15 protein-coding genes are annotated in these 15,233 nt (G+C 59.7%); 10 read left to right on the top strand and 5 right to left on the bottom strand.

Annotation, left to right across the window (positions count from 1 at the left end; translation table 11 throughout):
• Positions 1–3: 3 nt before the first annotated feature.
• Positions 4–918, top strand: coding sequence for an ABC transporter permease subunit (locus RTCIAT899_RS07740; protein WP_015339664.1), 915 nt, complete (start codon positions 4–6; stop codon positions 916–918).
• A 187-nt stretch (positions 919–1,105) separates the two neighbouring features.
• Here the strand turns inward: RTCIAT899_RS07740 and RTCIAT899_RS07735 are convergent, their stop codons facing one another.
• Positions 1,106–2,218: a sn-glycerol-3-phosphate import ATP-binding protein UgpC gene (locus tag RTCIAT899_RS07735; protein ID WP_015339663.1), complete on the bottom strand. Its 1,113-nt coding sequence runs from the start codon at positions 2,216–2,218 to the stop codon at positions 1,106–1,108.
• Between the two features lie 251 nt (positions 2,219–2,469).
• Here RTCIAT899_RS07735 and RTCIAT899_RS07730 point away from each other — a divergent pair, with 251 nt between their 5' ends.
• The gene (locus tag RTCIAT899_RS07730; RefSeq protein ID WP_015339662.1) at positions 2,470–3,927 is read left to right on the top strand and encodes a cryptochrome/photolyase family protein; all 1,458 of its coding nucleotides are present in this window, start codon (positions 2,470–2,472) and stop codon (positions 3,925–3,927) included.
• 3 nt (positions 3,928–3,930) lie between these two features.
• Here RTCIAT899_RS07730 and RTCIAT899_RS07725 read toward each other — a convergent pair whose 3' ends face one another.
• Positions 3,931–4,761 (bottom strand): SDR family NAD(P)-dependent oxidoreductase, encoded by an 831-nt coding sequence (locus RTCIAT899_RS07725; RefSeq protein WP_015339661.1) that lies wholly within the window; start codon positions 4,759–4,761, stop codon positions 3,931–3,933.
• 295 nt (positions 4,762–5,056) lie between these two features.
• Between RTCIAT899_RS07725 and RTCIAT899_RS07720 the strand changes: the two genes are divergently transcribed.
• The 5 genes from RTCIAT899_RS07720 (at position 5,057) to RTCIAT899_RS07700 (ending at position 8,917) form a co-directional block, all read left to right on the top strand.
• Positions 5,057–6,097 (top strand): cysteine synthase A, encoded by a 1,041-nt coding sequence (locus RTCIAT899_RS07720; protein ID WP_015339659.1) that lies wholly within the window; start codon positions 5,057–5,059, stop codon positions 6,095–6,097.
• A 4-nt stretch (positions 6,098–6,101) separates the two neighbouring features.
• Positions 6,102–6,839: an alanyl-tRNA editing protein gene (locus tag RTCIAT899_RS07715; RefSeq protein ID WP_015339658.1), complete on the top strand. Its 738-nt coding sequence runs from the start codon at positions 6,102–6,104 to the stop codon at positions 6,837–6,839.
• Between the two features lie 61 nt (positions 6,840–6,900).
• Positions 6,901–7,758: a 3-mercaptopyruvate sulfurtransferase gene (gene sseA, locus RTCIAT899_RS07710; protein ID WP_015339657.1), complete on the top strand. Its 858-nt coding sequence runs from the start codon at positions 6,901–6,903 to the stop codon at positions 7,756–7,758.
• On the top strand, positions 7,713–8,327 hold the full coding sequence (locus RTCIAT899_RS07705; protein ID WP_051043200.1) for a GNAT family N-acetyltransferase: 615 nt from the start codon (positions 7,713–7,715) through the stop codon (positions 8,325–8,327). Before sseA ends, RTCIAT899_RS07705 begins: the two co-directional genes overlap by 46 nt.
• A gap of 80 nt (positions 8,328–8,407) precedes the next feature.
• The gene (locus RTCIAT899_RS07700) at positions 8,408–8,917 is read left to right on the top strand and encodes a DUF1203 domain-containing protein (RefSeq protein ID WP_041677860.1); all 510 of its coding nucleotides are present in this window, start codon (positions 8,408–8,410) and stop codon (positions 8,915–8,917) included.
• Positions 8,918–8,934: 17 nt separating this feature from the next.
• Here RTCIAT899_RS07700 and ald read toward each other — a convergent pair whose 3' ends face one another.
• Entirely contained in the window at positions 8,935–10,053 is a 1,119-nt protein-coding gene (gene ald, locus RTCIAT899_RS07695; protein WP_015339654.1) for an alanine dehydrogenase, read from the bottom strand.
• A gap of 152 nt (positions 10,054–10,205) precedes the next feature.
• Here ald and RTCIAT899_RS07690 point away from each other — a divergent pair, with 152 nt between their 5' ends.
• Positions 10,206–10,667 (top strand): Lrp/AsnC family transcriptional regulator, encoded by a 462-nt coding sequence (locus RTCIAT899_RS07690; RefSeq protein ID WP_015339653.1) that lies wholly within the window; start codon positions 10,206–10,208, stop codon positions 10,665–10,667.
• 6 nt (positions 10,668–10,673) lie between these two features.
• On the opposite strand, the gene RTCIAT899_RS07685 is transcribed toward RTCIAT899_RS07690, so the two are convergent.
• On the bottom strand, positions 10,674–11,477 hold the full coding sequence (locus RTCIAT899_RS07685; RefSeq protein WP_015339652.1) for an endonuclease/exonuclease/phosphatase family protein: 804 nt from the start codon (positions 11,475–11,477) through the stop codon (positions 10,674–10,676).
• A 159-nt stretch (positions 11,478–11,636) separates the two neighbouring features.
• Here RTCIAT899_RS07685 and RTCIAT899_RS07680 point away from each other — a divergent pair, with 159 nt between their 5' ends.
• Complete coding sequence (locus RTCIAT899_RS07680; protein ID WP_015339651.1) at positions 11,637–11,996, top strand: PilZ domain-containing protein; 360 nt, start codon at positions 11,637–11,639, stop codon at positions 11,994–11,996.
• Positions 11,997–12,133: 137 nt separating this feature from the next.
• A complete protein-coding gene (locus RTCIAT899_RS07675) occupies positions 12,134–14,122 on the top strand; it encodes a bifunctional 2',3'-cyclic-nucleotide 2'-phosphodiesterase/3'-nucleotidase (protein ID WP_015339650.1) in 1,989 nt (662 codons plus the stop codon).
• A gap of 46 nt (positions 14,123–14,168) precedes the next feature.
• Here RTCIAT899_RS07675 and RTCIAT899_RS07670 read toward each other — a convergent pair whose 3' ends face one another.
• Positions 14,169–15,137: a LysR family transcriptional regulator gene (locus tag RTCIAT899_RS07670; protein WP_015339649.1), complete on the bottom strand. Its 969-nt coding sequence runs from the start codon at positions 15,135–15,137 to the stop codon at positions 14,169–14,171.
• Positions 15,138–15,233 lie beyond the last annotated feature (96 nt).

Genomic DNA, 15,233 nt, shown 5'->3' with positions numbered 1-15,233 from the left:
GACATGATCGAGCGCACCCCCATCCTTAACTTCTTCACTCATCTGATCCTGTTCATCGGCTTCAGCATCGCCGTAGGCCCGCTGGCTATCGTCGCCATTGCGGCATCGCATAACATCGCCGACGTCAACAAAGTGCCGATGTCGCTGATCCCCGGCTCGGATTTCTGGGTCAACATGAAGACGGCCTGGACGACCGCCAATCTCGGCCCCAAGCTACTGAACAGCCTGATCTTCGCCACCGGCGTTGCGGTGGGCAAGGTGCTCATTTCGGCGATAACGGCCTTTTCCCTGGTCTATTTCCGCTATCCTGGCCGCCACTTTATTTTCTGGCTGATCTTCATAACGCTCATGCTGCCGCTCGAAGTGCGTATCGTGCCGACCTATGCCGTTGCCGCCAACGTCCTGTCACCCTATCAGGGGCTGCTCGACCTCACCGGCATCACCTGGCTCATCGCAAAGCTTACGGGTATCGAAGTCTCGCTGAACCTCGGGCTGCTCAATTCCTATCCCGGCCTGATCCTACCGCTGATCGCTACGGCGACCGGTACATTCCTCTATCGCCAGTTCTTTCTCACGATACCGGATGAGCTGACGGAAGCCGCTCGCATGGATGGCGCCGGTGCGCTGCGCTTCTTCATCGATATTCTGATGCCGCTGTCGCGCACCAATATGGCTGCCCTCGGCACCATCATGTTCCTCTGGGCCTGGAATCAGTATCTCTGGCCGTTGCTCGTCACCACCGATCCGGCGCATGCAACCGCCGTGACCGAACTCAAGCAGCTCATCCCGAACATCGGCGGCCTTCCGGAATGGCACATCGCCATGGCCGGCACGCTGATCGTCATGCTGCCGCCGCTGGCCGTCGTCGTGCTGATGCAGCGCTGGTTCGTTCGTGGGCTGATCGCAACCGAGAAGTAATCTCGTTTCCTGCCGCGCCGGATTTGCGGGCGCGGCAGTCCCCTGCGATCGAGTATTCATCGGTATCGTGCCGGAATATCCCTGCGCAAACCCAACTTCACTTAAACTCAGTCGACCTCCGACACATAAAAAGCCCGGAAGTCGGGAAAACTTCCGGGCTATACCTACTGAAAAGCTATGTTTGAAATCAGCTTGCCAGCACCTTGAGCGGCGTAACAGAGGCAACCGCGTCGAGCCGCAGCCCGGTATCCTGGGCGAAGAGGTGCGTGTGCTGCTGCGGCAGTTCCAGCGCAACCGACTGACCGGTCTGGCCTGTCGTATGATCGGCAACGGCGACAGCGAAGCTTGAACCATTGATATCGCAATGGATGACACGGCCGGCGCCGAGTTCTTCGACGAAATCGACCGTTGCCGGGATTGCGCCGGGCGTGCCGGCGGGAACGAGGCGTGCATGTTCCGGCCGGAGGCCGAGGGCGACCGGCTGGCCGGCATGGCGCTTACCGATGTTGGCGTCGATGGCGATCGGAATGCCATCGAAGATGAATTGCTCGCCATTGGCCGCGAAAGTGCCTTCCAGGAAATTCATGGCCGGGGAGCCGATGAAGGAGCCGACGAAACGGGTGCGCGGCGTGTTGTAGACCTCGAGTGGCGTGCCGACCTGCTCGACATTGCCCTTGTACATGACGACAAGCTTGTCAGCGAGCGTCATGGCCTCGACCTGGTCGTGCGTCACGAAGACCGACGTCGCCGAAAGGCGCTTGTGCAGGCGGCGGATTTCCACACGCATCTGCACGCGCAGCTTGGCATCGAGATTGGAAAGCGGTTCGTCGAAGAGGAAGACCTTCGGCTCGCGGATGATGGCGCGGCCCATGGCGACGCGCTGGCGCTGACCGCCGGAAAGCTCGGCCGGCTTGCGGGCGAGGAAATCTTCGAGGCCGACGATCTTGGCAGTTTCCTTGATGCGGCGCTCGCGCTCGGCGCGTGGCACGCCGGCGACCTTGAGCGCATAGCCCATGTTGGCTGCGACATCCATGTGCGGATAGAGCGCATAGTTCTGGAAGACCATGGCGCAGCCGCGCTCGCGCGGCTCGAGCTGGTTGACCACCTTACCGTCAATGCTGATCTCGCCCGAGGTGATATCTTCAAGCCCGGCGATCATGCGCAGCAACGTGGACTTGCCGCAGCCGGAAGGTCCGAGGATGACGACAAATTCGCCCGATCGGAAATTCAGGTCGACGCCATGAACGACCGGATTACGGCCATAGGCCTTGCGAACTTGTTCGATGCGGATTTCCGCCATTTTAATCTTCCTCGCCTGTCCATTCTCGGCACGTCAATCGGGTGGACTGCTAGCGAATTTGCATTACAGAACAGTGACAAGCCTTCCTTATACCACAGAGGAGATCGAGTTTTCCCTACGAGAGTTGCGTGTGGCATTCGCTTATGTAACGCGCGGTAGCGGAACCATTGACGGCTGACACCGTATAATGATTTCCGCCACTAAAAGGCGGCATGCGAGACGCAACAAAGGATGGGCGATCGGCCGGGACCATGACGACATCGACAAAAGAGCCGAACCCCATCCTGCTATGGTTTCGCAAGGATCTCCGCCTGGACGACAACCACGCGCTGCAGTCGGCGGCAACATCGAGTCGCCCTCTAATTCCCGTCTATATTCGCGAGCCAGGCGTCACGGAGCGTGGCCCGCTTGGCGGAGCACAGGAATGGTGGCTGCATTATTCACTCGCTGCCCTCCAAATCGCTCTTGATGCAGTTGGGAGCAAGCTTATCCTCCGCCACGGCGAAGCGCTGACGGTGCTCGAAAAACTCGTTAAGGAAACGGGGGCCGAAGCCGTTGTCTGGAACCGTCGATACGATCCGGCCGGTGTCGAGGTGGACACTCAGATCAAGAAGGCGTTGCGGAGCAAGGGCATCGAAGCCAACAGCTTTGCCGGTCAGCTGCTGCACGAACCCACGCGCCTGCGCACGGGAACCGGTAACCATTACAAGACTTACACGCCCTTCTGGCGCGCGTTCGAGCAATCCGGCGAGCCGCCGTTTCCGATCGAGGCGCCCCGAAGGCTTCTTGCCCCCGGCCGCTGGCCGCAATCGGACTCTCTTGATGCTTGGTCGCTGCTGCCCGCCAAGCCGAACTGGGCATCCGAGTTCGCGGACATTTGGACGCCAGGCGAAGCTGCGGCTCTCGATAAGCTGAAAGACTTCGTCGACGGGGCGCTTAACGATTATGCGATCGGCCGCGATTTTCCGGACAAACCGGCAACCTCCCTGCTCTCGCCACATCTGGCGCTCGGAGAGATTTCACCTGCCCGTATGTGGCACGCAACACGCGGGCTGCCTGACAAGGTCGGCACGGACAATGTCGTCCGCTTCCGCAAAGAAATCATCTGGCGGGAGTTTTGCTATCATCAGCTGTTCCATTTCCCAAAGCTTCGGACAGCCAATTGGAACGATCGTTACGACGACTTCCCGTGGCTGTCCGATGCCAAGCGTCTGAAAAGCTGGCAGCGTGGGCAAACAGGCTATCCGATCGTCGATGCCGGCATGCGGCAGCTGTGGCGCCATGGCTGGATGCACAATCGCGTTCGCATGATCGCGGCATCTTTCCTGATCAAGGATCTGCTGATCGACTGGCGCGAAGGCGAAGCGTGGTTTCGCGACACGCTCGTCGATGCCGATCCGGCCGCCAATACCGCCAACTGGCAGTGGGTGGCCGGCTCCGGCGCCGATGCCTCACCGTTCTTCCGCATCTTCAATCCGGTGCTGCAAGGCGAGAAATTCGATCCGGATGGCGGCTATGTCAGAACCTTCGTGCCGGAGCTCTCCAAGCTCGACAGCAAATATATCCACCGGCCGTTCGAGGCGCCCGATGACGTGCTCAAGCGTGCAGGGATAGAACTCGGCAGGCACTACCCCCGCCCCATCGTCGATCATGCCATGGCGCGGCAGCGTGCACTCGCCGCGCACGCATCGCTTAAAGATGATGGATAGGCGCTATTCGGCCGGGTGCGCGGTAATATGCGGCCCGGCCGGTCGGCGCTTGCTGCCGCTCCCCAAAAAATACCTGAGCACCTTGAAATAGAGGCCGTATGGCAGGAATTTCAGCAGCTTTGCCCGATAGACCATGCTCTTCGGGAAACTGATGTCGAAAGATGGTGATTTCAACCCGATGGCGATCGCGTCAGCCGCATGCTGTGCCGACACGATATCGGGCATGTCGAACTTGTTCCGCGCCGTCAATGGCGTGTCGACATAGCCTGGGGTGATGAGCTGGATGCGGATGCCCATGCGGTCGAGCTCGAAATTCAGGCTTTCCGCCATGTTGATCAGCGCGGCCTTGCTGGCTCCGTAAGCCGCACCGCCGGGAAGTCCGCCATAACCGGCGACGGATGAGACAAGGGCAACCTGGCCGTATCCCCTCGCCCGCATATGCCGCACCGCCGGAACGAGACAATTGACGACACCGTGAAGATTGACAGCGAAACTGCGTTCGAACACTTCGTGATTGAGATCTTCGCCACGTGCCGGCAAATAGACGCCGGCGTTCAGAACCGCCAGGGCAATGGGGCCGTGCTGATATTCGATCGCAGCGACCGTGTGCTCCATGTCCTCTGTATCGGTCACATCGCCGTCGAGCACGACAATGCTGCCTGCAAGCGCGCTTGCCTCGGCCTGCAGCGCCAGAAGCTTGTCGTGGCTGCGCGCCGTAACGGCGACCTTGTAGCCTTCCTCTGCCAGCTTCAGCGCGAGGGCGCGGCCGATACCGGAACTGGCGCCGGTAATCCAGACGACTCCGTGTTCAGGACGTGCGATGAACGGGCTCATGGCTCTTCTCCTTGGCTGGCGGCCGCCTACATCAAACGCTTAAACTGCGGCCGTCCGTGGCATTTTAGAAATAGCGCATCATTGTGGCCGCTTTCGGCCAGACTGACGGCGTCATCGGGAAAACAATGTCACCAATTGGAGACCGAGGACTTGAATGAAAGAGGGAGGTCAAGACGCCCGCCAAGTCGAATTTTGCGAGGCGAATAGATAGCAAGGAACAGAATTTCTTGCCTATCCCGCCTTGTGAAGGGAAAAGACCGTTCTTACAGTAGTTGCGAACAGAAGGCAGATTCCAATGACCGTCCATCCGTCCGTCCTCGAAGCAATTGGCAATACGCCGTTGATCAAGCTCAAGGGCGCCTCCGAGGCGACGGGCTCGACCATTCTCGGCAAGGCCGAATTTCTCAATCCCGGTCAATCGGTGAAGGATCGCGCCGCGCTCTACATCATCCGCGACGCCGAGAAGAAGGGGCTGCTGAGGCCGGGCGGCGTCATCGTCGAGGGCACGGCCGGCAATACCGGGATCGGCTTGACGCTGGTTGCCAAGGCACTCGGCTACCGCACCGTCATCGTCATTCCTGAGACACAGAGCCAGGAAAAGAAGGATGCACTGAAACTGCTCGGGGCCGAACTGGTGGAAGTTCCCGCTGTCCCCTACAAGAACCCGAACAACTACGTGAAGGTCTCGGGCCGGCTGGCCGAGCAGCTCGCAAAGACCGAGCCTAACGGCGCGATTTGGGCCAACCAGTTCGACAATGTCGCCAACCGTCAGGCCCATATCGAGACGACGGCCAAGGAAATCTGGTACGACACCAATGGCAAGATCGACGGCTTCATCTGCTCGGTCGGTTCCGGCGGCACGCTCGCCGGCGTCGCCATGGGGCTGCATGCCTTTAACAAGGACATCAAGATCGGTATTGCCGACCCCGAAGGTGCCGCCCTTTATGAATTCTACAAGAACGGCGAGCTGCAATCTTCCGGCTCTTCGATCACCGAGGGCATCGGCCAGGGCCGCATCACGGCGAACCTGGAAGGTTTCACGCCCGATTTCGCCTATCAGGTCACCGATGCCGAAGCGCTTCCCTACGTCTTCGATCTGGTCGAATATGAAGGCCTGTGCCTCGGCGGCTCGACTGCCATCAACATTGCCGGCGCGGTTCGTCTCGCCAGGGATCTCGGCCCCGGACATACGATCGTGACCATCCTGTGCGATTACGGCAATCGCTATCAGTCCAAGCTCTTCAATCCCGACTTCCTGAAGTCGAAGGGCCTGCCGCTGCCGGGCTATTTGGAAAAACGGGCTGAAATCGCCATTCCATACGAAACAACAGCGTGACCATATGACCGTCCATGCCCTCTATCGTGACGATTTCTATCTTTCGACCGCGGAAGCCGTCGTTACCGCGATCCACGAAGACGGGGGCATAGAGCTCGATCAGACCTGCTTTTATGCGACTTCGGGCGGTCAGCCTGGCGATACCGGTTTCCTCGAGCGCGGCGACGGCTCGAGGATCATGCTCGGTCAAACGAAGCATGGGCCGATCAAGGACATCATCATTCATGTCCCGCTCGAAAATCAGCCCTTGCCCATCGTCGGTGAGAAGCTGGTGCTGCATATCGACTGGGCACGCCGCTACAAGCTGATGCGCATGCATACGGCCTGCCATCTCCTCTCGGTGGTCTGCCCCTATCCGATCACGGGCGCGGCGGTCGGCGAGGATGAGAGCCGGGTCGATTTCGACATGGGCGAGACGATCGACAAGGATGAAGTGACGGCGAAGATGATGGCGCTCGTTAAAGAGAACCATCCCGTCTTCGTCCGCTGGATTACCGACGGGGAGCTGATCGCCAATCCGGGCATCGTCAAATCCAAGAATGTGCGCCCGCCGATGGGCCTGGGCCGGGTCAGTCTCGTCTGCATCGGCGAGGATTCGGCCATCGACAGCCAGCCTTGCGGCGGCACGCATGTGTCGGAAACGCAGGAGGTCGGCGCAATCCACATTGCCAAGATCGAGAAGAAGGGCAAGGAAAACCGCCGCTTCCGCATTCGTTTCGGCGTACCGACCAACGAGAATTGACCGGGCAAGCGCCTATATCTCGATATCAAGACCAATAAACCATAGCAGGGGAGTGATCATCATGGCAGCGGACAAGAGCCGTTTCGTCGTATCCGCCGACTGGCTGCAGGCTGAGCTGGGTGCCAAGGATCTGCGTATCCTCGACGCATCCTTCTATCTGCCGGCACAGAAGCGCGATGCCGACGCCGAATATGCCAGCGGCCATATTCCCGGCGCGATCCGCTTCGATCAGGACAAGATTGCAGATCATTCGACCGGCCTGCCGCATATGGTCCCCTCGCCCGAATTCTTCGCGGCAGAGGTGGGCAAGCTCGGCATCAGCGAGAGCGATCGCATCGTGATCTATGACGGTCCAGGCCTGTTTGCTTCGCCACGCGTCTGGTGGCTGTTCCACATCGTCATGGGCGCGCCGAATGTCTTTGTGCTCGACGGCGGCCTGGATGGCTGGAAGGCCGAGGGTCGGCTGCTGGAGACGGCGACGCCGAGCTTCGCGCCCGCGACGTTCAAGCCGACGTTCAATGCCGATCGTGTCGTTTCGCTCGACGAGATGCGAGAAATCGTCGACAGCCATTCCCTGCAGATCGCCGATGCCCGCAGTGGCGGCCGCTTTGCGGCAACCGAGCCGGAGCCGCGCGAAGGCATGCGCTCGGGTCATATGCCGGGCGCAAAAAGTCTGCCATCGGGTGTCTTCGCCACGAGCGGCAAGTTCAAGTCGCTGCCGGAATTGAGGGAAACCATCGAGAAGGCCGGCATCGATCTCGAAAAGCCCGTGGTGACGACCTGCGGCTCCGGCATTACCGCCGCCATCATCACGCTGGCGCTCGAATCCCTCGGCCATGGCGACAACAAGCTCTATGACGGCTCCTGGTCGGAATGGGGCAGCCGGGCGGATACGCCCATCGTCACCGGTCAAGATTGAGTATCCCGGCCGTGAAGACGCCCTCGTCGATCAAAGTTCACATCACCCGTCTGGAAATGACCGCGCCGCCCAAGGCCAGCCTGCCGGTGCCGGTCAATATACAGACCGCGATCATGCGGGCGCCTGGCATCCCGCTGCCGTTCTACCGCTATCTCTATCGTCAGGTAGGCGCCCGCTGGCATTGGGTAGAGCGTCTCCGCCTCTCCGACGAGCAATTGGCCGCTGTCCTTCACGACCAACGCAACGATATCAGCGTGCTTTACGTCAACGGTGCGCCGGGCGGATTCTTCGAATATTTCCGCCAGGACGACGAGACGATCGAGCTCAGCCATTTCGGCCTCATCGAAAACGCGCTTGGCCTCGGTATCGGCAAATGGTTCCTGCTACAGTCGCTCTACGCCATTTGGACGATGAACCCGCAACGCATCGTGACCACCACGAACAATCTCGATCATCCCAGAGCATTGCAGCTCTATCAGATGTTCGGCTTCTCACCGATTTCGACGGGCGAAGGTATCGTTCGGCCGCTGAGCGATAAGGAACTGCTTGAGCTCGCCAAGAAGGGCTAGGGCGCTATAGCCGCAGGAATCGGGTGGCTTCGCGCGTCGCTCCGGCGCATCACATGGCAAATCTCGAAAGGAGCTTTGCCATGACTTCCATCGCCTTTGGAGCCATGCCTACCTCCGACGCCGAACTTCTGTGGAACGGCGGCGCAGATGCCTATAGTCACCAGCCGGAGACCATGATTTCCGATGGTCCGGGCCATCCCTGCCGGCATTGCCTGCGCAATATCGATGCTGGCGAAGAACTGTTCGTCTTCGCCTATCGCCCCTTCCCGGAATTGCAGCCCTATGCGGAGACGGGTCCGATCTTCCTGCACAAGACGCCGTGCCAGCGGTACGAAGCGGAAGAAATCCTGCCGCCGGTGCTGACGACCAGCAAGGATTTCATTGTGCGCGGTTATGGGAAGAACGATCGCATCGTCTACGGAACCGGCGCCGTGACGCCGACCGGCGACATCGCAGCCTATGCGGCTTCGCTGCTTGAGCGTCCCGACATCGCCTATGTCCATGTCCGCTCGGCACGAAACAACTGCTATCAGTGCCGGATCGATAAAATAGGAGCGCCGGCGTACGCGGATGCCGGCGCTTCCATCTGATCTGCGCGCAATGGGTTTTACGCGACGTTCAGAATGCTCTCTGGCGCCACGGCCTCATAGCCGAGCGCTTCGGCCACCGGCCGGTTGGTGATGCGGCCCTTGTGGACATTGAGGCCATTGCGGAGGTGTTTGTCTTCCGCGATCGCGCGCAAACCGCGATCGGCGAGCGCCAGGCCATGATAAATGGTTGCATTGTTCAAGGCGTGCGCCGAGGTGACAGGAACCGCGCCCGGCATGTTGGCGACGCAATAATGCACGACACCTTCGACCATATAGGTCGGGTCGGAATGGGTCGTCGCATGCGAGGTCTCGAAGCAGCCGCCCTGGTCGATGGCGACGTCGACGATCACCGAGCCCTTTTTCATGCCTGACAGCATTTCGCGCGTCACCAGCTTCGGCGCAGCCGCGCCGGGGATCAGCACGGCACCGATCACAAGATCAGCGGAAAAGACTTCTTCTTCCAGCGCCTGGATGCTGGAATAGCGGGTGTGGACGCGGCCATTGAAGATATCGTCCAGCTGGCGCAGGCGCGGCAGCGAGCGATCAAGGATGCTGACATCAGCGCCGAGGCCCGCCGCCATATTCGCCGCATGCAGGCCGACGACGCCGCCGCCGATGATCGCCACCTTGGCCGGCAGCACGCCGGGCACGCCGCCGAGCAGGATGCCGAGGCCGCCATTGGCTTTCTGCAGAGCCGTTGCGCCCGCCTGGATGGATAGACGGCCAGCGACTTCGGACATCGGCGCCAGCAGCGGCAGGCCGCCCCGCTCATCGGTTACGGTCTCATAGGCAATGGCGGTGACGCCCGAAGCAAGCAACCCCTTGGTCTGCTCCGGATCGGGCGCAAGATGCAGATAGGTGTAAAGAAGCTGTCCCTCGCGAAGCTGCGCCCATTCGGAGGGCTGCGGCTCCTTGACCTTCACGATCATGTCGCACTTCTCGAAAATATCCTTGGCGCTTGAGGCGATCTTGGCGCCTGCGGCAATGTAGGCATGATCGTCGGCACCGATGCCGGCACCGGCCTTCGTTTCGACCCAGACTTCATGGCCATGAGCGACATATTCGCGAACGGATGCCGGCGTCAGACCGACGCGGTATTCGTGGTTCTTGATTTCCTTCGGGCAGCCAACGCGCATTTCATTCCTCCTCGAATGCTTTTGCGTCTTTCATTTTCTCCGACTGAAATCAGACCACCACCGCCTCGCAATGTCCTTGCAAAGACGATTTGCGCTGCGGTCATTTTTCGTGATTTATTGCGTGAACAGGAGTTTTTTCGAAAGTTCTTCGAATGTCCGACCTAGACGCCATAGATCATTCGATTCTGCGGATGCTTCAGCAGAATGCACGGATCACCAACGCGGAACTGGCCGAAAAGGTCGGCCTCTCGCCCTCGGCCTGTTCACGCCGGCTCGATATCCTCGAAAAGAGCGGCGTCATCGACGGCTATCACGCGCATCTTTCGCACAAGGCGCTTGATTACAAGATGATCGCCTTCGTACACATCTCACTATCAGGCCAATTCGCCAAGACGCTTTCGGAATTCGAAGCGGCGGTAAAACGCTGCCCCAACGTGCTGTCCTGCTACCTCATGTCGGGCGAATACGACTACATATTGCGGGTCGCCGCGCGCGACCTTGAGGACTACGAACGCATCCATCGAGACTGGCTCTCGGCCCTGCCCCATGTCGTGAAGATCAATTCGAGCTTCGCGCTGCGCGAGATCATCGACCGGCCGAATGTCGGCCTGTGACCTTTCCTATTTCAAATCCAGCAGCAAAGCGCGGTGATCCGAGACTTCAGGCTCTGCGACAGGATCGAAAGTGATCACCTCGACATTGGACGTCACCAGCATGTAGTCGGCAAAGCGCGGCTGCTTCTTGTAATGGGACGTGCGTGTATCCTCATATCCCCGTGAAGTGACAAGATCGGCAAGGCCAAGTGAGCTGAGAATATCGAAGGTCTCGCTGCCGGGCAGCAGGTTGAAATCGCCGCAGACGACCAGCCTGTCACCCTCGTGCTTTACTTGCCGGATGAGATCGACCAACGCGTTTGCCTGATGACGACGGGCGGGCGTATCGCCCTTCCCTTCCAGATCCCGCAGACCATGCATATGGGCAATCGTGATCGGATAGCCGCGCTCATAGTCGAACAGGCGGATGCAATGCGCATTGCGCGAACGCGGATGAGGTCCATAGCCGTCGGCCGAGAATTCACCATGAACGAAGCCGGCTGCCTGGCCAATGATCGGATAGGTCCGGCGCACGAAGGTTGCCAGACCGAACTCGGAATCGAATCGCCGGTCCCCCTCGAAAAGATCGCCTCGCGCCACGGGGAGGAAGAAAGCATCGTAAGCCGGCAAAGCAGCCTTCAGTTCCTCGAAAAGATTGGCGCGCTGCAGGAGCTCGATGCCGTGATCGCGATAGACCAGCCAATCGGCGTCCGCTCCCTGCGTGCGAACCATTTCCTGCAGGCACAGAACATCCGCCTCGACATTGACGAGATAGGGCATCAATGGCTCATGCAGCCGGCCACCCCATGCATTCAAAGAAACGATACGCATATCCCGCACCTCTCGTAGTCACATGGCCGATCGCAGCGGCCATCTCGATGCGGTACCGATTCGGGACGCCCGGCTACAATTTTAACGATTATGCTAAACATCCCGCAAGGCACATCTGATATTCAACGCGAGAAAAGACGGATGAGCCGGGATAACATCATGCAGTTCTCTTCGAAATCTCCCATTCAGGGCAATCTGAAAATCAAGACACGCGGCTCGTCGCGCCACCATGCGCGGCTCACGGGCCAGGTTCGGTATTTCACCAAGCTTGTCACCGGTCGCGTCGTCGACATTTCGACTAGCGGCATCGCGCTCGACCTGCAGGCGCCGCTTTATGCCGCCGCTGGCAGCAAGGTTCGCGTCGAATGCGACGATATCGGCCTTTTGGATGGTTTCGTGCGCTGGGCTCACAACGGCCGCATCGGCATCGAGTTCGATCGCTCGTCCAACGCGTCGGCGAAAGTCGCGTCCTATTTCCGCTTTTTCCACAAGGACATAAAGCCGGTTCTCAAGCGCTGATCGAATGCCGGCACAAGCCGGCTATGATCCACAATAAGCCTGTCACATTACTGGTGCACACCTTCGAAAATCGTCCTAATCTCCCTCGCCCGAGAGATGATCGACGGACCATAGCCCCATCGTTGAAGGAGTGTCTTATGTCTTCCATTCTGGATTTGCCCAGCATGTCACGCCGTTCCCTGCTGCAAGGCCTGAGTGCTGCGGCAGCGCTGATCGTGCTGCACCCTTTCGCCGCCCGCGCCGCCAGCAACCAGGCGCATCTGCGCCTCATGGAAACGACCGACATTCACGTCAACGTCTTCCCCTATGACTATTATGCCGACAAACCGAACGACACGATGGGCCTGACGCGCACGGCAACGATCATCGACAACATCCGCGCCGAAGCCACCAACTCGCTCCTCATCGACAATGGTGACGTGCTGCAGGGCAATCCGATGGGCGATTACATGGCCTATCAACACGGCATGAAGGACGGCGACGTCCATCCGGTCATCAAGGCGATGAACACGCTCGGCTATTCCGTGGGCACGCTCGGCAACCACGAATTCAACTACGGCCTCGACTTCATGTTCAAGGTGCTGGCCGGCGCGAACTTTCCCTTCGTCTGCGCCAACCTGACCAAGGGCCAACTTGCTTCCGACCCGACGAAGGACGACCTGTTCTTCAAACCCTATCTGATCCTCGAAAAGAAGATCAAGGACGGCGCCGGCAATGAAAGCCCGATCAAGATCGGCTTCATCGGCTTCGTGCCGCCGCAGATCATGCTCTGGGACATCAAGAACCTCGAAGGCAAGGCGCAGACGCGCGATATCGTCGAAGCCGCGAAGGCCTGGGTTCCGGTGATGAAGGCCGAAGGCGCCGACATCATCATCGCCCTCTCCCATTCCGGCATCGACGGCAGCGGCCAGAGCGAGAAGATGGAAAACGCCTCGCTCTATGTGGCGGCGGTCGATGGTATCGATGCCGTCTTTACCGGTCACCAGCACCTCGTCTTTCCCGGCCCGAAGACCTGGGACGGCATCAAGGACGCCGATCCCGTCAAGGGAACGCTGCATGGCAAGCCCGCCGTCATGGCCGGCTTCTGGGGCTCGCATCTCGGCCTCATCGACCTGCTGCTCGAAAAGGACGGCAAGAGCTGGAAGATCGTCGACTTCACTTCCGAGGCGCGACCGATCTACCATCGCGACGACAAGAAGAAGGTCGTCGCCGATGTCGCCGACAAGAAGGAAGTCGTCGAAGCAGCCAAGGCCGAGCATGAGGCGACGCTGACCTATGTCCGCACGCCCGTCGGCAAGACCTCCGCGCCGCTCTATTCCTACTTCGCGCTGGTCGCCGACGATCCCTCTGTCCAGATCGTCAGCCAGGCGCAGATCTGGTACATCAAGAACATATTGAAGGAGACGCAGTACAACGACCTGCCGGTTCTTTCGGCGGCTGCCCCCTTCAAATGCGGGGGTCGCAACGGCGCCGATTATTATACGGATGTTCCCGCCGGCAATATCGCCATCAAGAACGTCGCAGACCTCTACCTCTATCCGAACACCGTGCAGGCCGTTGTCATCAACGGCGCACAGGTCAAGAACTGGCTGGAAATGTCGGCTGCGATGTTCAACCAGGTGCAGCCCGGCGCCAAGGATGCGGATCTGATCAACAGCGGCTTCCCCTCCTACAATTTCGACGTCATCGACGGCGTCACGTACCAGATCGACCTCTCGCAGCCGCGCCGCTTCGGCGATGATGGCAAGGTTCTGAATGCCGATGCAAACCGCATCCAGAACCTGCAGTTCGACGGCAAGCCGATCGACCTCGCACAGAAGTTCCTGGTCGTCACCAACAACTACCGCGCAGGCGGCGGCGGCAACTTCCCGGAAATCGCGGCGGACAAGGTCGTCTATCAGGCGCCGGACACCAACCGCGACGTCATCGTACGCTATGTCCACGAGCAGGGCACGATCAACCCGACCGCCGACGGCAACTGGACCTTCAAGCCGCTGGCGGACACGACCGTCCGGTTCCAGAGTTCGCCGAAGGCCAAGGATTTCCTCGGTCAGGTCAAGAGCGTGAAGATCGAAGATGCCGGCGAAGGCGCCGACGGCTTCCGCAGCTACCGGCTGATTCTGTAATCAAGGATGCTATCGTCCTCTCCTCTCATTCGGGGAGAGGACTTTTTCACTCCGCCGCCAGGCGCTTGTCGCCCGGATGGAACATCTCGACGGCGGACTTGAAGTCTTCTTGGTTCGGGCACCGCGCCAAGCGCGAACGGAAAGCCTCGATCATCCACGCAGCCGCAGGCCCAGGGGGGTTGTCCACCTTGCGGATAGCATAGAGCGGGTATTCGCTCTGGTCGTAGGCATCGAGTGCCAGCGGCACCAGCCTGCCCTTCTGCAGATCCTCCATGATGAACGAGGCCGGCAGGCCGCCCCAGCCAAGACCACCCCGGATCAGCTGATGTTTGGTGGCGATATCGCTCAGATGCCAGATCTTGTAGGACAGGACGTTGAAATCCTTGCCATTGGTGAGGTTTGACGCGTCGGTGACGACCAATTGCACTTCTTCGCGTACATCGGCAAGCGTCAACGGCCGTCCGAGCATAGCGAGCGGATGAGTGGGGGCAGCAACCGGCATCATGAAGGAATGTCCGATGCGCTCGATGACCAAAGCATCATCCTGTTTCACCACCGAGCCGCCGATACCGATGGTCGACTTGCCGCTTGTGACAAGCTCGAGCATCGAGCCGAGTTCGCCGGTGTCGAGCCGCAGGGAGACGTAAGGAAAACGATCACGGAATTCGCGCAGCACGTCGACGGTGGCATGAACCGGCACCATGACGCTGATGGCGACGGCCACCTCCGCCTCGAGCCCGGTCTTCAAACCCTTCACCCTGGCGCGCATCACTTGCAGATCGGAAAGAATGCGGCGCGCATCCTCCAGCATCACCCTGCCCGCATCCGTCAGCCTCGGCTGGCGCGAGCCGGAGCGCTCGAACAGCGGCATTTCGAGCTGAGCCTCCAGATTGGCGATCGTGTAGCTGATGACCGACTGCGCGCGGTTAAGCGCACGCGAGGCGGCGGAGAAACTGCCTGACTCGGCGACGGTCAGAAAGACCTGCAATTGGTCAAGGGTGGGATTGGGGAGCATCTGCCATCCATTCTATCGATAATTCCAATCCATATTATCACAGTTTTTCTCGATAGCACTGATGACTTATTTGTGGGGCGAACGTGATCGGACTCT

Origin of the sequence: Rhizobium tropici CIAT 899 (assembly GCF_000330885.1) — a bacterium.
Lineage (GTDB): Bacteria > Pseudomonadota > Alphaproteobacteria > Rhizobiales > Rhizobiaceae > Rhizobium > Rhizobium tropici.
This window is presented reverse-complemented; position numbering and strand designations above follow the sequence as displayed.